Annotated in this window: 21 protein-coding genes and 4 tRNA genes; 9 read left to right on the forward strand and 16 right to left on the reverse strand. The window is 56.1% G+C overall.

Annotated features, from left to right (window positions below):
* Positions 1–90 precede the first annotated feature (90 nt).
* Together TU80_RS26485 and TU80_RS26490 are read right to left on the reverse strand one after the other, a co-directional pair.
* The gene (locus TU80_RS26485) at positions 91–1416 is read right to left on the reverse strand and encodes an OprD family porin (RefSeq protein WP_008432871.1); all 1326 of its coding nucleotides are present in this window, start codon (positions 1414–1416) and stop codon (positions 91–93) included.
* A 217-nt stretch (positions 1417–1633) separates the two neighbouring features.
* Positions 1634–1966, reverse strand: coding sequence for a DUF2790 domain-containing protein (locus tag TU80_RS26490; RefSeq protein ID WP_008432869.1), 333 nt, complete (start codon positions 1964–1966; stop codon positions 1634–1636).
* 948 nt (positions 1967–2914) lie between these two features.
* On the opposite strand from TU80_RS26490, the gene TU80_RS26500 reads away from it, so the two are divergent.
* From TU80_RS26500 to TU80_RS26520, 5 genes are read left to right on the forward strand one after another with little or no spacing between them, the layout of a single operon-like run.
* Positions 2915–3343 carry a TIGR03757 family integrating conjugative element protein gene (locus TU80_RS26500; RefSeq protein ID WP_008432865.1) on the forward strand — a complete coding sequence of 143 codons (429 nt, stop codon included), beginning with the start codon at positions 2915–2917 and terminating at the stop codon, positions 3341–3343.
* Positions 3340–4281, forward strand: a complete 942-nt coding sequence (locus tag TU80_RS26505) for a TIGR03756 family integrating conjugative element protein (protein ID WP_008432863.1) — start codon at positions 3340–3342, stop codon at positions 4279–4281. Before TU80_RS26500 ends, TU80_RS26505 begins: the two co-directional genes overlap by 4 nt.
* A 20-nt stretch (positions 4282–4301) precedes the next feature.
* Positions 4302–5663 carry an integrating conjugative element protein gene (locus tag TU80_RS26510; RefSeq protein ID WP_024073345.1) on the forward strand — a complete coding sequence of 454 codons (1362 nt, stop codon included), beginning with the start codon at positions 4302–4304 and terminating at the stop codon, positions 5661–5663.
* Positions 5664–5671: 8 nt separating this feature from the next.
* A complete protein-coding gene (locus TU80_RS26515) occupies positions 5672–6052 on the forward strand; it encodes a hypothetical protein (protein ID WP_008432858.1) in 381 nt (126 codons plus the stop codon).
* Entirely contained in the window at positions 6049–7563 is a 1515-nt protein-coding gene (locus TU80_RS26520) for a conjugal transfer protein TraG N-terminal domain-containing protein (RefSeq protein WP_008432856.1), read from the forward strand. Before TU80_RS26515 ends, TU80_RS26520 begins: the two co-directional genes overlap by 4 nt.
* A 32-nt stretch (positions 7564–7595) precedes the next feature.
* On the opposite strand, the gene TU80_RS26525 is transcribed toward TU80_RS26520, so the two are convergent.
* Both TU80_RS26525 and TU80_RS32130 read right to left on the reverse strand, forming a co-directional pair.
* Positions 7596–7919 (reverse strand): Ac45/VOA1 transmembrane domain-containing protein, encoded by a 324-nt coding sequence (locus tag TU80_RS26525; protein ID WP_008432855.1) that lies wholly within the window; start codon positions 7917–7919, stop codon positions 7596–7598.
* Between the two features lie 235 nt (positions 7920–8154).
* Complete coding sequence (locus TU80_RS32130) at positions 8155–8643, reverse strand: hypothetical protein (RefSeq protein ID WP_019821334.1); 489 nt, start codon at positions 8641–8643, stop codon at positions 8155–8157.
* A 205-nt stretch (positions 8644–8848) separates the two neighbouring features.
* Here TU80_RS32130 and mobH point away from each other — a divergent pair, with 205 nt between their 5' ends.
* Both mobH and TU80_RS26535 read left to right on the forward strand, forming a co-directional pair.
* Positions 8849–10735, forward strand: coding sequence for a MobH family relaxase (gene mobH / locus TU80_RS26530; protein ID WP_008432854.1), 1887 nt, complete (start codon positions 8849–8851; stop codon positions 10733–10735).
* Complete coding sequence (locus TU80_RS26535; RefSeq protein WP_008432853.1) at positions 10732–12051, forward strand: site-specific integrase; 1320 nt, start codon at positions 10732–10734, stop codon at positions 12049–12051. Before mobH ends, TU80_RS26535 begins: the two co-directional genes overlap by 4 nt.
* Before the next feature lie 169 nt (positions 12052–12220).
* Here the strand turns inward: TU80_RS26535 and TU80_RS26540 are convergent.
* The 7 genes from TU80_RS26540 to rluD form a co-directional block, all read right to left on the reverse strand.
* A tRNA-Pro gene (locus tag TU80_RS26540) sits at positions 12221–12297 on the reverse strand.
* A gap of 188 nt (positions 12298–12485) precedes the next feature.
* A tRNA-Lys gene (locus TU80_RS26545) sits at positions 12486–12561 on the reverse strand.
* A gap of 5 nt (positions 12562–12566) precedes the next feature.
* Positions 12567–12643 (reverse strand) — tRNA-Pro (locus TU80_RS26550).
* Between the two features lie 10 nt (positions 12644–12653).
* Positions 12654–12729, reverse strand: a tRNA-Asn gene (locus tag TU80_RS26555).
* Positions 12730–13033: 304 nt separating this feature from the next.
* Complete coding sequence (clpB, locus tag TU80_RS26560; RefSeq protein WP_017845477.1) at positions 13034–15598, reverse strand: ATP-dependent chaperone ClpB; 2565 nt, start codon at positions 15596–15598, stop codon at positions 13034–13036.
* 131 nt (positions 15599–15729) lie between these two features.
* Positions 15730–16455 (reverse strand): peptidoglycan editing factor PgeF, encoded by a 726-nt coding sequence (gene pgeF / locus TU80_RS26565; protein ID WP_057005753.1) that lies wholly within the window; start codon positions 16453–16455, stop codon positions 15730–15732.
* On the reverse strand, positions 16452–17414 hold the full coding sequence (gene rluD / locus TU80_RS26570; protein ID WP_017845479.1) for a 23S rRNA pseudouridine(1911/1915/1917) synthase RluD: 963 nt from the start codon (positions 17412–17414) through the stop codon (positions 16452–16454). The genes pgeF and rluD overlap by 4 nt, the downstream gene beginning before the upstream one ends.
* 149 nt (positions 17415–17563) lie before the next feature.
* Between rluD and TU80_RS26575 the strand changes: the two genes are divergently transcribed.
* Complete coding sequence (locus tag TU80_RS26575) at positions 17564–18589, forward strand: outer membrane protein assembly factor BamD (protein ID WP_017845480.1); 1026 nt, start codon at positions 17564–17566, stop codon at positions 18587–18589.
* Between the two features lie 125 nt (positions 18590–18714).
* Positions 18715–18948, forward strand: coding sequence for a PP0621 family protein (locus TU80_RS32135; protein WP_026139830.1), 234 nt, complete (start codon positions 18715–18717; stop codon positions 18946–18948).
* Here the strand turns inward: TU80_RS32135 and thiO are convergent.
* The 5 genes from thiO to pilV form a co-directional block, all read right to left on the reverse strand.
* Positions 18935–20044, reverse strand: coding sequence for a glycine oxidase ThiO (thiO, locus tag TU80_RS26580; protein ID WP_017845481.1), 1110 nt, complete (start codon positions 20042–20044; stop codon positions 18935–18937). The two genes, TU80_RS32135 and thiO, sit on opposite strands and share 14 nt — an antisense overlap.
* 62 nt (positions 20045–20106) lie before the next feature.
* The gene (locus tag TU80_RS26585) at positions 20107–20508 is read right to left on the reverse strand and encodes a type IV pilin protein (protein WP_017845482.1); all 402 of its coding nucleotides are present in this window, start codon (positions 20506–20508) and stop codon (positions 20107–20109) included.
* An 11-nt stretch (positions 20509–20519) separates the two neighbouring features.
* Positions 20520–21011, reverse strand: coding sequence for a pilus assembly PilX family protein (locus tag TU80_RS26590; RefSeq protein WP_233098929.1), 492 nt, complete (start codon positions 21009–21011; stop codon positions 20520–20522).
* Positions 21012–21057: 46 nt separating this feature from the next.
* Positions 21058–21765 (reverse strand): PilW family protein, encoded by a 708-nt coding sequence (locus tag TU80_RS26595; RefSeq protein ID WP_057005754.1) that lies wholly within the window; start codon positions 21763–21765, stop codon positions 21058–21060.
* Entirely contained in the window at positions 21762–22247 is a 486-nt protein-coding gene (gene pilV, locus TU80_RS26600; protein ID WP_032804232.1) for a type IV pilus modification protein PilV, read from the reverse strand. The genes TU80_RS26595 and pilV overlap by 4 nt, the downstream gene beginning before the upstream one ends.
* Positions 22248–22423 lie beyond the last annotated feature (176 nt).

Below are 22423 nucleotides of genomic sequence, written 5' to 3' on the forward strand. Positions count from 1 at the left end.
GGCGCCTAAGCCGTCTCCAAACCAAAGGAGAAACAAGGAGACGGGGTGTATCGGGGATACCGGACAGTTGATGCCGATGGCTAATGCCCGTTAAAGGAGTTGCAGTGGATATTCAACAATCAGTCTGACCTCGTCCAAATCAGATTCGAAATCGGTAGCTCGTGTCGTTGCTTGGCGGACACGTAAAGACATGTCCTTCAGTGAGCCTGACTGGATGACATACTTAGCCTCGATGTCTCGCTCCCAACGCTTTTGGTCCTGCAATGGGGCACCGTCCGCTCCGCGACGCATGTACACGCTGTTTGCGTTGGAATAGTCCGCATCCCAACCCTTAGCGTAGCGGGTCATGAAGCTCAGACCGGGGATGCCGAAAGCCTGCATATCTAGATCGTAGCGCAGCTGCAAGGATTGCTCTTTCGGTGAGTTGAAATCGCTGTACTGAATGGAGTTATCCAAAAAAATTGAGTCGGACTGGCGAAGGTAGTCAAAGTCGTCGTTACCATTATTGCGCTGGTAACCAACGGTCACGGCGTGCGCTCCGAATTTGACCCCGGTCTTGCCGCTCCAGATCTTGTTATCGAAGCTTCCCAGAAGTTTTTCACCCTCATCAACCGCTCGGTAGTAATTAAAGCCGCCAATTAGCGATACGCTTTCTGAGAGTGGATAGCTCAATGTGGTGCCCGCGTAGTATTGGTTCCACACATCCTTGAATTGGCTGGTGTAAAGACTCACACCTACGTGTTCATTGACCGTGTAATCGCCCCCTAGATAAGCGATCCATGGAGCATCTACTACACCGGCGTAAAAAGTTGAAAAGCCGTCACGCATGCTACTGGAATTGGGTTGGCTCATCGCATGCAGCCGGCCCCCCTGAAGGGTCAGGCCTTTGATGCTGGTATTAGTGAACGTTGCACCCCGGAAACTCTCCGGGAGAAGTCGGGAATCCCCATAGGCAACGACAGGCGTCGATGGAAATACGTCGCCTACCTTGACGACTGTATCCAGGAAACGCACTTTTGCGGCCCCGCCTACTTTTGAGTAGGAGTCTTCAGGTTGGCCTTTGCTATTGTGCGGCAAGACATCGACTGAGCTACGGGCTCCCGAGCGACCATCACCTGAATCGAGCTTGAGGCCTTCCATTGCAAACGCATCAATGCCGAAGCCTACGGTACCTTGAGTAAAGCCTGATTCGAATCGGCCAATGATGCCATGAGCCCATTCGGCTGAGTAACCATTGCCCGTGGGGCTTGATTGACCCTTTCGATAATCACGATTGAGATAGAGATTCCGATTGAGAATACTAAAGGTGCTCCCCTCAATGAACCCTTCAGGCTTTTGCTCCACAGCTACTGCAACTTGCCCCATGCTCATGCCAAGGGAAATGAGAGAAAGACCATAAATGCTTTTATTGTTCATTTAACACTCCAGGCTTTAGCTTGGCAGAGTTTCTTTATGAAATATTTTTTATAATTATAAAAGCCACCAGCACGTGAGGATTTCTCCTACGTGCCGGCAGACATAATTTCATACAATAGATAACTCCAGCGTGACCTGAAAATTACTTCTGTGTCAGCGAACAGCAAGCAGGCTCAAAACATACCGAACAACCTTGCGCAGTCAGGGCTAACGCTAATTAACTTCCGTGAGGGCAGTTAGTACCCATAACCTTGTATTCCAAGGTGTTGAGCTTGCCCGCCGAATCTTCATAGGTCATGCGCGAAGGGGCTACGCCACAGGTTTTATTGGCTTGAGTGGTACTGATTACCTTCTGGACATCGAGGTTCATTCCGTATTCATAATGAACAACTTCAGGTGTCGCCTTTCCGTTTTCTAAGGCGTACTGCTCCATCGCCTTCTGGTTCTCTTGCATCATTCGACCATAAACACGGTCACCACCTCCTTCAGCCATGGCCAAAGAAGACATGGTCAAGATGGAAGCGGCAAAAACAACTTTTAATAATTTCATGATTTTCTCCTAGTGCTCACTTACTTCTGACTAGAGGATAACCAGTGATGCCTTTCAGGAAGCTGCCGCGAATATTACATATCTGTAAGGCCTCTCGTAGAGCTCGTGAGTTCAACTATTTAAAGTTTAGCTTTATTGGCAGAGCACGCTGAATGCATCATACGACCATCAGAAATCAACTCGTATCCCACCTGGAGCATCTAGAGATTTTTTATAAAAATGCATATCTTCCTATTATGAAAAGCGGCTTTGACCGCTACAGGCGGATGAATCGTTTGGGCGTAGCTAAATGAGACTACGAACGTGTCACAAAAGCCTCATGGGCTGCGGAAATTAGGCACTACGTAGAGCACCGAAAACGCAATCGGCAGGATGGTCTTTAACAGCAATACGGTCTCGGAGGATAGGTTTTTATCTTATCCTTAACGTCATCGAAGATGACATTGAAGCTGTGCAGCAGGCGCTCCGTTTGCAACATTTGATCGTGAAGGATCTCAAGCAGGACAGCACAAACTACTGCCTGCCCAAGGATAAAGATAAAGCCTTCGAATCTTGAGGTTGTTTTCTCCAGCACGACCAAACCCGCTGACGATATCGGCAGGGCGAGCATTTTGCCGTTGATGTCGCCCGAAGCTTCAATAGAAGTGATTTTTCGTTATGTCGTGGGGCGGTGGCGAGACTCGTCCGACTGGCGTACTGTGGACCATCGGCGGCGATGGGGCCAAGAAGGGTCGCCTCATAAACTTGGCTTGAACTCTTGCTGTGTGGATAGCCAGTTAACTGCGTACTCACTGCGTCGTCAATTTGAGCCGACCAAGTGCCATCTCTAATCCAACCCACACGAATTCGTCGCTCTCAAATACCCAAAGCTTCCAAATTCCTATTTCTTACTGCGCTCAAGACAGCCATCCGGTCTTCTGTACCTGAATCCATATCAGGTACGGTGCCATGCTCCAGATCCTTACCCACATTAGCGAAACGCGGCGCTGGCTGTTTTCACTGCTACTGTTCTTGTCAACTGCGTCCCACGCGGAGACGTGGGTCATTACAAACCGAGCACATCCAGTATCCGCACCTTCTGGCGCTCGCGTCATCTTCCTGGATGATCAGCAGCGCCTTGAAGAACAACTTTCCAACCAACTACCCGCCGATCCACGCCAGGCAGAAGCGGCCATTCAACGCTACCTTGTCAGCCCTGCAGGGAAGCATCTGCAAAACGAGTTGGCCCAAGCCCAGCAGGGCGTCATAGACGCCTGGAGCCTGCGAGTCGAAAAACTCCCAGCCGTGGTCGTAGATCGTCGCTACGTCGTGTACGGCGAGCCTGACGCAGCTAAAGCCGTCGCGTTGATTGAACGAGCACGGAGCCTGTCACGATGAGACGCTCACGTTTTGCGATCCGGCCTTTGTCGCTGGCTATCACTTTCAGCCTGTCATTCAGTGCATCGGCTGCGATCAACTCGGCAGCGATTATTGCCTCGACCCTGTCACCAACCTGCCTGGAGTACAAAGTGGTCGGCATCTGCTATTGGCTGCTCTGCACGCCATTCGGATGCAAAGTCAAAACCTCGACCAAGGTTCGTCACTACGTACCGGACGCTGTGGTGTCTGCATATGCGAATACCGGGATGAACCCTTGGATAGAGATGTCACCTCTTGGCACCCCGAATCCGATGGCCCAAGCGGGCAACGACGGCACTACCAATCACGTTGCAGAGAACAACATCATCAAATTTAAGGAAGCCGATGTCATCGGCCATCCAGGTGGTGCGGCGTTGAGTCAGTTTGCCAGCGCCTCGGGCTATGTATGCAAAGGCGCAACCTTACCGCTTGTGCCTTACTTTCTGAGCACCCTTGACCCCATTGCTTGGCGATACGGCGTCCCGGAATCCGTATACCCCGAAGCACTCATTCCGGGCATGCGCGAAGTCGGTAGCCTGCTCTCAGCAAGCAGCTGGGGGAACGTCTACCCGCGTAGCGGCTTCCTTAACCAGACTGACGACTACAAAACGGGCGCAGTTATTGCGCAGCGTGCCGGCGACGTGGTTACCCGCCCAGGCCAGGTCCATGTCTACTTGCCGATGCTCGCCCTTCCCTACCCCGGTTACTGGCCCGCAGGGCCGCTACGCGAAGGTGACGCCTCCACTGGTAAGTGGCAAGAGCTCACCCCAGTCCTCAACCCGACTTGCGCAACCTTTCCCACCATCGATCCGAACATCGATGCGCAGGATGGCGGCTACGCCTGGGCACTCTGGCGCCCTTATTCGTGTTGCCAGCGTCGAGGACAGACCTTCCTCGGCAGTACGGACTTCCAATGAAACAGCGATCGGAGCAAAGCATGAAACTCACTACCTTGGCGATAGGGCTCGCCTGCAGCCTCAGCAGTGCAATAGCGCTCTCTGCTGATCCAATCAACGTCTCCTCCTCCGGAAGCGTCATTGGGGACAACGTGCTGTATAGCATTGGCGGCGGCAACGCAGTCACCATGGGGAGCGCAGGCAACATGGATAGTATTTCTGTGGGAGGCGGTTGGAATACCAATCTAATCTGCGGAAACATGAGCCTGAGCACAACCCTTGAAAACCAATTGAATGGTGCCACTTCCGGCTTCAAAAACATCATGAGCTCGGTGGTACAGAGCGCCACCAGCGCCGTGGCTTCGCTGCCGGCACTGATTCTTCAACGTGCGAACCCGGCGCTATACAACCTCATCACCAACGGCATTTTGCAGGCCCGCCTGGACTTCGACCGCTCCAAAGGCACCTGCCGCGCCATTGGCGAAAAGATGGCGGATATCGCCGGTAACCAAATGGGCTGGGGCAAGCTTGCTGAAGGTCAGGCTATGAGTCAGGCGCTAACATCCAACACAGACGCAGTGTCGGCGGTGGAACAAGTCGAAAAGAAAGGTGGAAACGATGGCGTCACTTGGGTTGGTGGTGATAGAGCAGGTGGTTCCGGTCAGAAGCCAATTCGTATCGTAGGCGACGTCACCAAGGCGGGCTACAACCTTCTGAACAAGCGCGCGGCCGGCGACACCGCATCCATCAGTAAAGCGAACTGCAACAACGGCATGGTGTGCAATGTCTGGTCATCGCCCCAGGAAGCCACCACCTTTGCCAATCGTGTCCTGGGTGAACAACAACAGCAGACCTGTGACAGTTGCCCTAAAACGGTGACAGCCGCAGGCGTCGGCCTCACGCCGCTGATCCAGGAAACGTACGACACCAAGCTGAAGGCCCTGCAGGAACTGCTGAGCGGAAGCAAAACGCTGTCGCTAGAAAACCTGGAAGCAGCGAGCAGCAACTCGTTACCCATCACCCGAGGCGTTGTAGCAGCACTCAAGGATGAGCGCGACCAGGACGTACTCGCTCGCCGGCTTGCCTCCGAAGTCGCGTTGTCCGATGTGTTGGAGAAAGCTCTGACCCTACAGCGCACCTTGATGGCAGGCAGTCGGGAACCGAACGTCGCGGCTAATGACCTCGCCGTCCAGGCAGTCGGCCAGCAGAGCTCCTCGCTGCAACAGGAGATCGGCAACCTCAAAATGGAACTGGACATGCGTCAGCAGCTCGCGAAGAACTCGCCTCTGACCATCATTGAACGCAGCAAAGCACGGGCAGAAGACTCTCGTGGCGTGTCCCCGGGAGCCCCAGAAACGAATCGATTGGACCAGTTGCAGTCACCCGCCCAGAACAAACAGTGAGAAAGGCCATGACCGAAATACAGGAGCCTGTCGCCGCTCCCAACCGTTCGCTGGTTCGACGAACCGGGAGGAGCATTCTGCTTGTTCTGGGTGTTTTGCTCGCGACTGCCGCCCTCGTAGTCCTACTCAGCGCTGTCCTGATGAACATGTTCGACAGCGCCGAGCAATGGCAAGCCTGGCGCACCGACCACTATTGGCCGCTCTTTACCTGGCGCCTAATGCTTTATATCGCACTGACCGTTGCCTGGTTCAAATTCAAGGTACGGTTATCGAACTCAGAACGCTCGAAACGGCGCAAAGGCCTGTTGAAGATCGAGATAATGGTGATCTTATTATTTCTGATGGTTGAACTGAGCAAGGTGCTGTATCAGGCAGGGGGTGTTCTGTGACGCTCTACACCAATGACTATTTAGAGTACTACCTGACGTTGGTCGGTTGGATCATCAACAATGGTATCTGGGCGATGATTTCAGATACCGGTCTATTCGCCCTCCCCTTCTGCATCATCGTTATTCGAGAGTGGCTGAAAGTCCGTGGTGAGGGGGCCGATGAGGGCAACAAAGGCGTTCTCTCACTGGCACGTATCGAAACCAATATCTACGTTGGCTACATCGTAGTCGCATTCTTCGCTGTACCAGCCGTCAATGTGAGTTTTGATACCTTGGCATTTGACCAGAGTAGAGCTCAGCAATGTCAATACAACTTACCTAAACCCACAGACACAGGCTGGAACACAACATTCAGCTCACTGGCAGGAAAGAGTGCCCAGATGCCCATGTGGTGGGCATTAATGCATGCATTATCAAAGGGATTAACCAATGGCGCTGTAGCAGCAATTCCCTGCGGGACTGATTTACGGCAAGTACGCATGGAAGTTAGCAACACCAAGATCAACAACCCGCTATTGGCTCAGGAAATTGGCGACTTTACGCACGATTGCTATGGACCCTCCCGTGCCAGATTATTCATGCGCCAACCCGAATTGGGAGCGCAAGGGAATGACCCTCGTTTTGCGCAGGAACTCAGCTGGATTGGTTCGCACTATTTATTGAACACCTCGGGTTATTACGACACGGACTACTCCAAAACTCCAAGGGCATCATGGCCCTATAACGCATCTCGTGATGTGGGTTTACCACAAGTGGGTGGAGGTGGGGGCTATCCAACTTGCAAACAATGGTGGTCAGATAGCGGAGTGGGACTGCGGGACCGTATCAAGGCTCAAGTGTCGCCGGACCTCATGACCAAAATGCTCGGCTGGGCAAAGTGGTTGTCCCCGGACGAAGTCACTGACTCGCTTGTCCGGCAACTGGTCTCGCCGTCGAACCAGGTGAAAGGGGATGTTTATACGGACTACGGGGGACAAATCGACGGAACTGTGTGGAATGGTGCAGCCCGGGCAGCGGGGACTCTCGGGGTTGCATTAGGATCTATGGCCTATTTTCCAGCGATGGACATGGTTCGCCAGGCGCTACCGATGGTCATGGCGTTCTTGAAAATGGCGATGGTGATTTGCATTCCCTTGGTGCTAATCGTCGGGGCTTACCAACTAAAAGTGGCCATGACTATGTCCGTTGTTTTTTTCGCTCTGATATTCGTGGACTTTTGGTTTCAACTGGCTAGATGGGTCGATACCACGATATTGGACGCTTTATATGGAGCCGGTTCTCCGCATTTATCATTTGATCCTGTGATGGGTTTGAACACTGCCACCCAGGACGCAATCTTAAACTTCGTGATGGGCTCGATGTTCATCATCCTGCCAGTGTTTTGGATGGGCGCGCTGGGATGGGCAGGGGTGAGCGCAGGAAAAGCATTGGAAGGCCTTACCAGCGGAACAAAAGATGTTCAAAAGGCAGGTCAGGAAGGGGTGAATACTGTCAAACGTAGCGTTATGTAACGTAAGGGTCTCATATCATTGATATGAGACCCTTAATCATCGTCGTCTACACGTTGACCAGCAACATAGTACCCATAGCCATCGGGGCCATAGCATTGACCATACTCTATCTGGTTTCTGCGAGGCGTAGGTCTGTGATTCAACGCCCAGAGCCCTCCACCCAAAACCAAGGTAAATACTGCAACGCTGATAATCCCGCTGAAAATGTCTGCAGAAAAATATAGGAGTACGGCAGCCACAACCAGACGCTTGACCCAACGCAGGGTACGGTTCTGACTGCACCAAACGAGGCGCGCAGCCTGACCCAGGCCATAGCCTAAGCGACTTGCTACTCCCTGAGAGGTCTGTGCGGTCATGGTGCGTCTCCTTCTTACCCGGTCTAGGGGCGATTTGACATTACTTATAATACCGATTTTTCTATGCTGCAAGATCATGAGACAAACGGCCTTTGCCTTCAGCACCAGATGCCCCCCTTTCACAACAAAAATGGCCCAAAAGGTAAAAGGTTTTGTAGAAGCGAATGGAATGGTTCACAAGGGTAAAAGCCTTACCCGAAAGGGCCGCTTTCAGCGGGAAAAAGGTCCAATCTCATCAACGCATCTCGCGAGTCGAATAAACTTCAACTAACTCGTCTTCTGTAAAATTACTAAGCAAAGAAAAGTATTCAGCTCTGGACTCAACCGTCAACGGTTGGATAGAACCTAAATTAATAAGAGTTGAAACAGCCTCGTCAGGAGTCATTTCGCTAGTAAGTGGGGCTCTCTGCCCAGAGTAATAAACCTTGTCAGACGCAATAGCTACATCCAGCAGTTCACGTACTTCACCATAACGAGCGGAACGCGCAGCGGTTAGAAACACTCCATCAAAAATGACCAAGACGCTATCAACGTGAGGAATAATATATTTAGCTAAGGCGACAACCAGAGGAAGGTTGTTGTCCCACCTTGCTTCCTCATCATCAAGATCATTCCCTACACTAGCAAAAAGAATGATCTCATCACACTTATTGTCACGTATCAAATCACAAAGTGCCCAAACATTATCTGAGGTTGATTTCGTAGCGTAGCGAAGTGAAACCATCATTTTTTCCTCACATAGTCGATCTGCGGCCCCGTGCCCTTAGACCGAAACGACGATAATTCTGCATTCCTTTCTCCGTCACCACCATAGAAAGATGGCTCTTCGCCAAAAGAAATACCCGAGGCAACCAGTGATCCTTTCCCCTTGCTCGCCCCCCCTTTGATAGGAGAAAAGCCTGCCCCATGAATCATTTACGGAGCAGGCGATGTTCTCTATTTTCCGCCGCAATAAAGCGCTACCCGCCCAAAGCCCCTCCCCTAACGGTTTTATACAGCCGGCCTCTAGCCAAGCACTACTGGCATCGCCGCGCCGTCAGAAACTACTGGAGAACATTTGGCAGCGCGCATCGTTATCTCGCTCACAGTTTGTCGAGCTCTATAGGCGTCCACTTGAGCGCTACGCGGAGTTGGTCCAGCAGCTCCCTGCTTCGCAAAACCACCATCATGCACACCCTGGCGGCATGCTGGATCACGGGCTTGAAATCGTCGCCTATGCCTTGAAAATTCGACAGAGCTACCTGCTTCCTATAGGCGCACCGCCGGAGTCTCAATCAGCACAGGCTGAGGCCTGGACTGCCGCCGCGGCTTACGGCGCTCTGATACACGACCTCGGCAAGATCGCCGTCGACGTGCACGTCGAGCTGGCAGGAGGTAAAACCTGGCACCCGTGGCACGGCCCAATCGATCGTCCCTATCGATTCCGTTACGTGAAAGGACGCAACTACCAACTTCACGGAGCCGCTGCCGCACTGATCTACGCGCAGATCCTCTCCTCAGAAATCTTAGATTGGCTCAGTAATTTCCCCGAAGTGTGGTCGCAGTTAATCTTCATTTTGGCTGGTCAGTACGAACATGCCGGCATTTTGGGAGAGATCGTGGTCAAGGCCGATCAGGCGTCCGTCGCACAGGAGCTCGGTGGAAATCCAGCCCGCGCGCTGTCCGCGCCCAAACAGTCTTTGCAGCGTCAATTAGCAGATGGGTTGCGTCACCTGGTCCGAGATACATTCAAACTGAATCAACCCGATGGACCGTCAGATGGATGGCTGACACAGGATGCTCTTTGGCTGGTTAGCAAGCCTATTGCTGATCAATTGCGAGCCTATTTGCTGACCAAAGGCGTTGAAGGTGTACCCAGTACGAATGCGCCTTTCTTCAACATGCTGCAAGATCAGGGGGTAATCCAAACCAATGCCCAAGACAAGGCAATCTGGAAAGCCACGATAGACAATGGTCGTGGTTGGCGAAACACCTTCACCCTGCTGAAGCTCTCACCGGCACTGATCTGGAATGATCCAAGTGATCGGCCCACAGCTTACGCTGGGACTCTTGAGGTAGAAGCTGGCAACCCGGTAGAAGACTCTGCAGCTGAAAATACCGTCGCCACACCGGCCAAAAAGTTGCCTTCGGAAATTCAATCCAGCCCTGTGCCGGCGCCTTTAGCACCGGCACAGCCATCACCGTTCGAACTACCTCAGCATTCCTCGAGCAGTACAGATGAATTTGACGAGCTACTGGCGCTCCTTGGTAACATCAATGAGCCATCAGAAGACACCAAAAACAAAGCGGTCTCAGCGGCACATACCGCGCCTCCGAAACTGGATGAAATCCAGCCTTCCCAAACCTCCAATCAAGGAGGTGCGCCTTTAGCAATAATCGAAGAAGTCACTCCGATGCCTAGCAATAACACCGAGATCGGTCAGGGATTTGTTGAATGGCTTAAGAAAGGCATCGCATCCCGGACCATCATTATCAACGATACCAAAGCGCTGGTTCATACCGTAGCAGGGACCGCTATGCTGGTAACGCCTGGAATTTTCAAACGCTACGTCCTTGAATTCCCCCATATCGAACAGCAAGCCAAAGTACAGCAAGTCAGCGCCTGGCAGCTGGTTCAACGTAGTTTCGAGAAACAGAAACTTCATCGAAAAACGCATAAGAGTTTGAATATTTGGACCTGTGACGTTGTTGGACCTCGAAAATCCAAGCAGCTCAAGGGGTACTTACTACTAGACCCGCGAACAATCTTCTCTGAGGTCCCTTTCGACAATATCAGCCTGTCCTTGAAGTCAGAAGCAACGGAGCCGCCACAATGACGACGCCCTCGAATCTGACGGAGGAATACATCTTTGCCCATGATCTGCGGCCTGCCAGTGCAAAGATCTATCGCGCCTCGACCAAAGCACTACTCAAGCATTTCCGAACGGCCTCAGTTGAGGAGATCGATCATCGTGCGGTTCTGACATGGCGAAAAAAAGTCCTTGAGAACGGATTATCCAAACGCAGCTGGAACACCTATTCAAATCACCTTCGAACTGTTTGGGGCTACGCCATAGAACACGGCCTGATGACCCATACCACGATCAACCCATTCAAGAAAACCAGCGTTATCCCACCAAAGCGAGCCAGCAAGACAATCAATGGAGACGCCATCCAACGAGCACGCAACTGGCTCATATCCCTTGTAGGCCAAGAACGTTGTACGCATGAACGTAGCCAGATCACACCTGCCTGGTTCTGGCTCAGCGTCTTCGAGATGTTTTATTACACAGGCATACGTCTGAATGCCCTGCTGTGCCTGCGTTACAAAGATATCGACTGGGACAGCCAGATGATCTTGGTCCGCGGTGAAACAGAGAAGACCCATCGGGAGTTTTTCCTCCCCATTATGGAAGGACTCGCTCCACACTTATCCAGGATCTTGGGGGAGGCCGAGAAAATCGGTTTTTCACCAGACGATCAGCTGTTCAACGTCAACAGATTCTCTCGTCACTTCCATGGCAAGGAAATGAACATCGACCAGGTGGAGTCAATGTACGGCAAGCTCACCGATAAGATCGGCGTGCGCATGACCCCTCACCGCTTCAGGCACACATTAGCAACAGACTTGATGAAGCAGCCTGAGCGAAACATTCATCTCACGAAAAGCCTGCTGAATCATTCGAATCTAGCGACAACGATGAATTACATAGAGGCGGACTACGACCATATGCGTGCTGTTCTACATGAGCGGAGTCGGGCTCAGGGCGCTCTGAGCCGAGTGACACGGGTTGATCCAAGTGGCAAACCCTCTGCCCCCTTACCCGCCAAAATAGGTGTGCATTCACAGGAAACCGCTCAACCAGAGCCCAAGAAGCTGCCAGCTCCACAACAATCTAGCAGCACAGAGGTCAGTATTGATCGGCGGACCAAGTCGACTGGCCGAAGCGCGCTACAGAAGGCTCTCGAGCTCGCATCTGCGCAACTGCATCGCGAGTCAATGACATGCTCTATGGACCCACCAGTAGATCAAGTAGAGCAGAGTCTACTATTGACGCTAATGGCGAGCGGGCTTGGTGTCGGCACATTCAGGAAACGCACCTCAACTGAGCATTCAATGCGAAGCTCATCATTTTCCAGAGCATCGCCCTAGTACGCTCATAATCAAAGCGCACTGGCTATAGGGAATTCTGGTTGGCCAGAGGCTTTCGCATGCCCGGAATAAAGAACCAGGTCGAAATCCGGATTTTTTCCAGACGAACGGTACGACTTTGCTCAAGGCACAAAAAAAGGCGTCATAAAGACGCCTTTTTCATTAAATATGGTCGGGGTAGGGGGATTCGAACTCCCGACATCCTGCTCCCAAAGCAGGCGCGCTACCGGACTGCGCTATACCCCGGAATGCGCATCGCAAAGCCTATGCACATTGACATCATGACGAACCGAAACTACTGTTCGCCTCAGACGGCTGCATGTCTACGGCGATATCTAAGTGCTGTAACACTTTCCAAAACCGTAAAACCGCCTCTATCAGAGCTAGAACCTCTGATTCTAAGATTTGATTCCAGCGTCAACTGGTCTCAAAAATGGTGGGTCGTGTGGGATTCGAACCTACGACCAATTGGTTAAAAGCCAACTGCTCTACCAACTGAGCTAACGACCCAAAAATGGTCGGGGTAAGGGGATTCGAACTCCTGACATCCTGCTCCCAAAGCAGGCGCGCTACCGGACTGCGCTATACCCCGGTTTTGAAATTGGCTCCGTGACCAGGACTCGAACCTGGGACCCAATGATTAACAGTCATTTGCTCTACCGACTGAGCTATCACGGAACTACACATTTCAAATGTACAACTTTTACTGCGGTGTAACCTTCTCTTCGATGCGTCCGTATCGCTACGTTCGCGTCTCTGAGGCGCGCTATTCTACAATCTTAAAAACCCCTGTCAACCCTTTAAATTGCTTTTAAGACAATGATTTGCGCTTCTTTCTGATTTCTTCTTGGGGAGAAGAAACCCGTGGGCTGACGTTGCTGCGGGGCGCACTTTACAAGCCTTTGCCTTACAGTTCAACGCCCTATCGAAAAAAAAGGCCTCGCAACGCGAGGCCCTCTCTTTATAGCCCGACCGACCGAACTCAGTGGAAGACGATTTCGTCGTTTTCCACCGTGGCCTTGACGCTGGTGCCCGGCATAAAGCTGCCCGACAGAATCAGCTGGGCCAGCGGGTTTTCGATCCAGCGCTGGATCGCACGCTTCAACGGCCGTGCGCCATACACCGGGTCGTAACCGACCGCGATCAGCTTGTCCAACGCCTCGGGGCTCAGCTCCAGCGCCAGCTCGCGCTCGGCCAGACGGCTGCGCAGGCGGCCCAACTGGATCTCGGTGATGCCCGCGATCTGATCCCGTGCCAAAGGCTCGAAGATCACCACTTCATCGACCCGGTTGATGAATTCCGGGCGGAAGTGCGTGGTCAGCGCATCCATCACAGCTGCGCGCTGGGCTTCACGATCGCCCACCAGTTCCTGGATCTGCACCGACCCCAGGTTGGAGGTCATCACGATCACCGTGTTGCGGAAATCCACAGTACGCCCGTGGCTGTCCGTCAGCCGGCCATCTTCCAGCACCTGCAGCAAGATGTTGAACACGTCCGGGTGGGCCTTCTCGACCTCATCCAGCAGGATCACCGAGTAGGGCTTGCGCCGTACCGCTTCGGTCAGGTAACCGCCTTCCTCGTAGCCTACGTAGCCCGGTGGCGCCCCGATCAGGCGAGCCACGGAATGTTTCTCCATGAACTCGGACATATCGATCCGCACCATGGCTTCTTCGGTGTCGAAGAGGAACTCGGCCAAGGCCTTGCACAACTCGGTCTTACCCACACCGGTAGGGCCGAGGAACATGAACGAGCCACTTGGGCGATTCGGGTCGGACAACCCGGCACGGGAACGCCGTACCGCGTTGGACACCGCCACCACCGCCTCTTCCTGGCCGATGACGCGCTGGTGCAACAGGCTTTCCATCTTCATCAGCTTGTCGCGCTCGCCTTCGAGCATTTTCGACACGGGGATACCGGTCCACTTCGAGACAACTTCGGCAATTTCTTCCTCGGTCACCTTGCTGCGCAGCAATTGGTTCTCGCTGTGACCATGCTGGTCGACCATCTGCAGGCTGCGTTCCAGGTCCGGGATCACCCCGTACTGCAACTCGGCCATGCGGTTCAGGTCGCCCTTACGGCGTGCGGTTTCCAGCTCCTGGCGCGACTGCTCGATCTTTTGCTGGATCTGTGCCGAACCCTGTACTTCAGCTTTTTCCGCGTTCCAGATTTCCTCGAGGTCCGAGTACTCGCGCTCCAAGCGGAGGATTTCTTCCTGAAGTTTTTCCAGACGTTTTTTCGCCGCTTCGTCCTCTTCTTTTTTCAGTGCCTGGGATTCGACTTTCAGTTGAATCAGGCGCCGATCCAGACGGTCGAGCACTTCCGGCTTGGAGTCGATCTCCATGCGGATACGGCTGGCCGCTTCGTCGATCAGGTCGATGGCCTTGTCGGGCAACTGCCGGTCGGTGATATAGCGATGGCTCAACTTCGCCGCCGCAATGATCGCGCCGTCAGTGATCGCTACCTTGTGGTGGACCTCATAGCGTTCTTTCAGGCCCCGCAGGATCGCGATGGTGTCTTCTTCGCTCGGCTCTTCCACCAGCACTTTCTGGAAGCGCCGCTCAAGGGCTGCATCCTTCTCGATGTACTGGCGGTATTCGTTGAGCGTGGTGGCACCCACGCAGTGCAACTCACCCCGCGCCAAGGCAGGCTTGAGCATGTTGCCGGCGTCCATCGAGCCTTCGCCTTTACCGGCGCCGACCATGGTGTGCAACTCGTCGATAAACAGAATGATCTGCCCTTCCTGCTTCGACAGCTCGTTAAGCAGGGATTTGAGACGCTCTTCGAACTCGCCGCGGAATTTGGCGCCAGCGATCAGCGACCCCATGTCCAGGGACAGCAGGCGCTTGCCCTTGAGGCCGTCAGGCACTTCACCGTTGATGATGCGCTGGGCCAGGCCCTCGGCAATCGCGGTTTTACCCACACCAGGCTCACCGATCAGCACCGGGTTGTTCTTGGTACGGCGCTGCAGGACCTGGATGGTGCGACGAATCTCGTCGTCACGGCCGATCACCGGGTCAAGCTTGCCTTCTTCGGCGCGCTTGGTCAGGTCGACAGTGTATTTATCCAGGGCCTGGCGCGACTCCTCGTGGTTGGGGTCGTTCACCGCTTCGCCGCCACGCAGGTTGTTGATGGCGTTTTCCAGGGCTTTTTTGCTGACGCCCTGGCCCAGCAACAATTTGCCGAGCTTGCTGTTTTCGTCCATGGCGGCGAGCAGCACCAGCTCGCTGGAGATGAACTGGTCGCCCTTCTGCTGAGCCAGGCGGTCCGCTTGATTGAGCAGGCGCGCCAGGTCCTGGGACATATTCACGTCGCCGGTAGGATTCTGGATTTTCGGCAGTTGGTCGAGCTCTTTGCTCAACTCCTTGCGCAGGCTGTTGACGTCGAAGCCCACCTGCATCAGCAAGGGCTTGATAGAACCACCTTGCTGTTCCAGGAGCGCCTGCATCAAGTGCGCAGGCTCAATGGCCGGGTGGTCGAGGCCGACTGCCAGGGACTGGGAGTCCGATAAGGCCAATTGCAGTTTGCTGGTTAAACGATCAATACGCATTAGTCACCTTCCTTTTGAGCAGGCCGGAGCTACAAACACATCCTGAATGAAGAAACCTGCCAGATAGCCCTATAGATGTGGTCGATTCTGGGAGATTCAAGCGTCGGACAGTTGACGTAGATCAGAAGAGTCTAGCGCTCCAACCAAATAAGGGAGGCGAACCGACCCGTGCGTGGACTGCGGCGGAAAGAAAAGAAGCGCGGATCGTTCACGGTGCAGAACCCGCCACCGTAAACGGCAGTGATACCGCGGGCAGCCAGGCGCAAACGGGCCAGCTGGTAGATGTCGGCCATGAACTTGCCAGGGTTGCGGCTGGGCACAAAGGCCTGGGCGGTGCCCGACAGTTGCTGCACGAACGCTTCCCGCACTTCCGGGCCGACTTCGAAGGCTTGCGGGCCAATGGCCGGGCCCAGCCAGACCAATATGTCGGCAGGCTCGGCTTGCAGGCTTTCGGCGGTGGCCTCCAGCACGCCCGCGGCCAAGCCACGCCAACCCGCGTGAGCGGCGGCGACGCGTGTGCCGGCGCGGTTGCAGAACAACGCAGGCAGGCAATCGGCGGTCATGGAGGTGCAGGCGATGCCCGGCGTGCTGGTCCAACTGCCGTCGGCTTCGGCAATGCGCTCGGGGTCGGCCTCGACCACGTTCACGCCGTGGACCTGGCGGAGCCAGGCCGGCCAGACATGAAAGACTTCGGTGAGGCGACGGCGATTTTCAAGCACAGCCTCGGGGCTGTCCTCGACGTGATCGCCCAGGTTGAGGCTGTCGAACGGCGCCAGGCTGACGCCGCCCGCACGGGTGGTGACGCAGGCCTTGACCTGAGCCGGCGCGGGCCAGTCAGGAATCAGCCAGTCACTCATCCGATAAATGCCTCGCGATCCTGCCTGAGCAGCGACAGCAACCAGACCAGATCGTCCGGCAGAGGCGATTCCCAGCTCATCCGCTTACCGCTCGTCGGATGATCCAGCTCCAGGAACCGCGCATGCAGCGCCTGACGCGGGAAGGACTTCAGCGATTCAACCATGGTGACACTGGCCGCCGGCGGAATACGGAAGCGACCGCCGTAGGCCGGATCTCCGACCAACGGGAAGTTGATGTGCGCCATGTGTACACGAATCTGGTGGGTACGGCCGGTTTCCAGCTTGACCCGCACATGGGTGTGGGACCGGAAACGCTCCAGCACACGGTAGTGGCTGACGGCCTGCTTGCCGCCTTCCATCACCGCCATACGCTGGCGCTGCTGGCCGTGACGACCGATAGGCGCATTGATCTTGCCACCCGCCACCACGACGCCGATCACGATGCACTCGTAGATCCGGCTGACGCTGCGGCTCTGCAACTGTGTAACCAGCTGCGTCTGGGCCTGAATGGTCTTGGCCACCACCATCAAGCCGGTCGTGTCCTTGTCCAGGCGGTGTACGATGCCGCAGCGCGGGACATTGATGATGTCCGGCACATGGTGCAACAGAGCATTGAGCAAGGTGCCATCAGCGTGCCCGGCCGCCGGGTGAACCACCAGGCCTGCGGGTTTGTTGATGACCAGGATGTCGTCGTCTTCATAGACGATGTCCAGCTCGATGTCCTGGGCGATCCATTCTCCCTGGGCTTCCTGCTCGGCAGTCAGCTCAAGAATCGCACCGCCATGGACTATGTCTCGCGGGCGGATAACCGCTCCATCCACAGTCAGGCGGCCGTCTTTGATCCAGGCGGAAAGGCGCGAGCGCGAGTGCTCAGCGAATAATTGTGCGGCGACTTGATCGAGGCGTTGGCCGCCCAATTCGGACGGCACCTCTGCGCGAAGTTCAATTTTATCGGACATGCTCAGACTAGGCGTGGCACAGCCTTTGGTTTCGGCTGCGCGCTTGTGGTTAAATACGGCGTCTTTTGCCCCGATGCTTTCAACGGGGCGCTCATCATAACAGGACGGCCCCGCCCAAGACAGCGGCCGTCATAGGGACGCAAGCCGCCATGCAAGTGAAACACCTGCTGCTGATCGCCATCCTCGCCATGACTGCTGCTTGCTCGTCAACAAAGGAAGTCGTCGACGAAAACCTGAGCGAAGTCGAGCTGTATCAACAAGCTCAAAAAGACTTGGACAATAATAGCTACACCAGTGCCACAGCCAAGCTGAAGGCCCTGGAGTCGCGCTATCCGTTCGGGCGCTACGCCGACCAGGCCCAGCTCGAGCTGATCTACGCCAACTACAAGAACGCCGAGCCGGAAGCCGCCAAGTCCGCCGCCGAGCGTTTTATCCGCCTGCACCCGCAGCACCCGAACGTCGACTATGCCTACTACCTCAAGGGCCTGACCTCGTTCGACCAGGACGTTGGCCTGCTGGCGCGCTTCCTGCCGCTGGACATGACCAAGCGTGACCCGGGCGCTGCCCGCGACTCCTACAACGAGTTCGCCCAGCTGACCAGCCGCTATCCCAACAGCCGCTACGCGCCGGACGCCAAGCAGCGCATGATCTACCTGCGTAACCTGCTGGCCTCCTACGAAATCCACGTGGCCCACTACTACCTGACCCGTCAGGCTTACGTGGCAGCCGCCAACCGTGGTCGCTATGTCGTGGAAAACTTTCAGGAAACCCCTTCCGTGGGTGACGGCCTGGCGGTGATGACCGAGGCCTACCAGCGCCTGCACCTGGACGCCCTGGCGGCCACCAGCCTGGAAACCCTGAAGCTCAACTACCCGGATCACCCAAGCCTGAAAGACGGCCAGTTCGTGCCTCAGGTTGCCGAAGCGGACAACCGTTCGTGGCTGAGCAAGTACACCCTGGGCCTGATCGAGTCGCGTCCACCGCTGCCGCCGGGTGAAACCCGCGCCAACCAGGACGTGATGAAACAGTTCCAGGACGCCAAGGAAGCCATCCCTGCGGACCTCAAGCCCCATGATGAAAATGGCGATGTGATCGAAGAACAAGCGCCGCAAGCCCTGGGCAACAACCAGGACCGCTCGTGGTTCAGCTACATGACCTTCGGTGTGTTCGACTGATCATCCGACGCAACGTAAAAAGGGAGCCCTCGGGGCTCCCTTTTTTATGCGCAAGCGTTATTGCGCTGTGCGCCTGCCACGTCCTTGGCTAAACTGGCGCATTCCTTGTCGAGAAACTGCCCATCATGGTTCGTCTACTGTTCTGGATTGCCGTCATTGCTGCCGCGGTATGGTTCTGGCGCAAATTCAAAAACCCGGCCGTCAAACAACAACGCTCCGGCGAACCCGACGCAACGCCAATGGTGCGCTGCGCTCACTGCGGCGTACATCTGCCGCAGGACCGAGCACTGAGCTCACGGCAAGAATGGTATTGCACCCAGGCGCATCTGGAGCAAGGGCCGAAAGCTATCCAACGTTGATCCGACCTGCGGGCGCGTAGGGCGCAGGGTCGATGATCGGCGTGTGCCCCAGCAACAAATCGGCGAATAACTGGCACGACGCCGGCGCCAGCACGAGGCCGTTGCGGTAATGCCCGCAATTGAGCCACAGCCCGTTGAAACCGGGGACAGGACCGATGTAGGGAATACCTTCCGGCGAGCCTGGCCGCAGGCCCGCCCAATGGCCAACCACCTCGGCATCCGCCAGGGCGGGAATCAACTCCACGGCCGAAGCCTTCAGGCTCTCCAGCGCCGATCCGGTCGGCGTCTTGTCGAACCCTTCATGTTCCAGGGTACTGCCAATCAGAATGTGCCCGTCACGCCGCGGGATCGCATAACGCCCGTTGGCCAGGACCATGCTCGACAGAAAGTCCGAGGCGCATTTGTACAGAATCATCTGGCCTTTGACCGGCTCAACCGGCAGCGACAGGCCCAGCTTGTCCAGCAACTGCCCACTCCAGGCCCCCGCCGCAAGCACGACCTGATCACCGAGCACCGGCCCGGCAGGCGTATTCACGCCGACGACGTTGTCGCCGTCCAACACAAAGCCGTCAACTTCGCACTGTTCATGAATCGTCACGCCTGGGAGCGCCAGCAGCGCCGCCTTGAGGGATTTGATCAGGCGCGGGTTGCGCACATTCGCCACATTCGCCATGTAGATCGCCTGGGAGTAACCACCGCCCAGCACCGGAACCGCATCATGGGCGACCGACACATCCACCTTGCTCAATGGCCGTCCTTCGCGCGCGGCCCAGGCCAATGCGTCGGCTTCATCCTCCAGGTCCAGCCAGTAGAGCCCGGTGGTGTGGACCTCCGGATCAACGCCGGTATCGGCAAACAAGCGCTCGGCCAGTTGTGGATAAAAGTCCTGGGACCAATGAGCCAAAGCCGTGACTGCCGGGCTGTAGCGCCACGGGTACAGTGGCGAGACAATGCCGCCGCCTGCCCACGAGGACTCCTGCCCGAGCCCCGAGCGCTCCAGCAGTACGACTGCCAGGCCCTGGGTCGCCAGGTTGAACGCCGTCAACAAGCCGATTACTCCGCCACCGACCACCACCACTCGCTGTTGCTTAGCCATCATTTGATCCAGCCGATAAAAAGGGAAAAGCGCACTCGGCGCCCACTCATGGAGTACACCCATCACTGCCCCCAGCATGTCTTGCGTGACATGCCTGGGGCCGCTCCGGGGTTGGTCCGCGCACCGCTACTGGTCAGGCTGAATGCCCCGCAAGCGTCGCCTGCCATGACAGAGTCGACGCCTGGTGTGGCCAGCAGGCTGAAATCCTGAGGGTTCAGCGCAGCCGTGATTCTATAGCGATCATTGCCGACGCTGACGCCGCTTGCATCAATAAAACTGCCATTGCTCGTGTAATACCGCTCCAGAGACTGAGCTTGCTCGGTCAACAGCACGACAATTTCCGCGCGATAGGCCTTGTTCACATGGCCGACATACGCCGGATAAACGACACCGGCCAGCACCGCGACGATCGCCACGGCAGTCAGTAACTCAATCAATGTAAAACCCTGGCTATCCATGCCCATTGCGCCGCTCCTCAGTAAAGTTGTCGCCACATCACTCGCTGAAACCGCGAGCGCCCTCCCTCGTCCACCCGCGCATACATGGCCTCCAGCACCGTGCGCGATTGGCCACGGAGCCCCACCGCCGTAACCCGATAGAGCATTGCCGGCATCTGCGCAGGCAAATGAGCCAGCCCCACGACAGGCCCGAGCGCTTGAACCGCGTAAAGACCGCCGTCCATGGCGGCCCAGTTCACCCTCGAAACGGGATCGGTTCCGGGAGCTATCACCGAAGACGACTCGCGCGGCGGCGCACAGGTGATGATCGACGCGCACACAGGCCACGCGGCGCCTGCCCGCCGCACGGCCGCCTCCCCCAGCCTCAGGCCACTTTCGGCACTTTGCAGCGACTGGTTGCGATGCCAGACACTGCCAACGACCTTCTGCTGGGACACCGCACCCTGCATCGAAGACAATGCGATCAGCGATAACAACAACAGGAATACCAGGCTGATCAGCAGCACCATGCCCACCTGCCGTCGTTCAACAACACGAAACCCTGCCATGGTCGCCCTACCCCAGCCGGTTGCGCAGCGCTGCAACCACGCTCCAGGTTTGCGCCTTCACCAACCCGTCCGGGTCTTGCAGCGTCAAACGGATGCGTACACTGCGTATCAGCGAATTGTCGGCCGGGCCGGGGTCATACCCCACCACCGGCGTCGAGTCAGGCTTGGCTGCCACGCCGAAACTGATCTCGAACGCCTGCACGTTGTCCACCAGCACCGCCTTGGCCGGGGCTGACGGGGTACTGACTTTCAGCTGGCCAGCCTCGAAGGTGTAGGTGAGCTGGCGTATCGCAAAGCGTATCTGCCCCGGCACGGCGGGTGGTGGCGTACCGGCATAAGCGTGGGCAGAGCCGGAGCAGTCGGACAATACGGTCCAATCCGGCGCGCCGCCGTCCTCGCCGACCTCAGCGCTGACCAGCGTCAGCGACCTTGCGTCACCCGTGGCACTCCAGCTGATTGGTCGATCGAAAGCCAACGGCGCACCTTCGATCGATGCCGTAGCCAGGCAACCGAACATGCCCGCCAGGCGAATGTCCTGAACCAGCTTGCCGAGCGCAAACCGCGCATCATCCTGCAGCAGCATGGCGGCCTGCTGGCTGGCATCGGTGGTTCGAGCGCTGATGGCGATTTGGCTGAACCCAAGGCTCAGCACCAACCCGAGCGTCAACGCCAGCAGCAGCTCCAACACACTGAAACCCCGCACCCGCCGATTCATTGCGACACCTGCGATTCATCGGCGATGCGGCTGGTGAGTGTGAGCGTTTCCCTCGCCCCGGCTTTTTTTGCCCCCCTGGCATCATCCCAACTGATGCTCACGGTCACCTCATCGGCACGAACGAGCACCGAGCCACTGCCGCTGTCGCCGGCGAAACCGATGATATTGGCCTCGAAATCATGCAGGTCGAGGTCGCGCACGCTGCCCGTCGACGTGAACAGTGGCGCACGCTCGGTTCGCACCCACGAATAGTCGGCGCCAGCATTGGCGCGAATGCGGTCCAGCATGTCGTAGGCGATGAAGCTGGCCTGGCTGGTCATCCGCGTACTGTCGGTGTACTTGAGCGCATTGAGCTGGACCACCGCAGCGCCCAGCAGGCCGATCACCAGAATCAGCACCGCCACCACCACCTCGATCAGGGTCATGCCGGTTTGGTGGCGGGAAGTCACCGGTCGAAACAAAGCAGTCGAGCAAGCAAGCATTACCGTCGTCATCCCTGTCAAAGGCCGGAAAAAGCAGGAAAAACCTGCTGTGCGGCCCAAGACTAGCGGCGGTTTTCGGCCTGTGCCGCTCCCGGAACAAAGGGAAATACTTTGGACATAAAGGCCAGCATTCAACGCCACGACCGGAGCGCTATACCTAGGCATGCCACCTGAAT

The organism is Pseudomonas veronii (assembly GCF_001439695.1).
Lineage (GTDB): Bacteria > Pseudomonadota > Gammaproteobacteria > Pseudomonadales > Pseudomonadaceae > Aquipseudomonas > Aquipseudomonas veronii.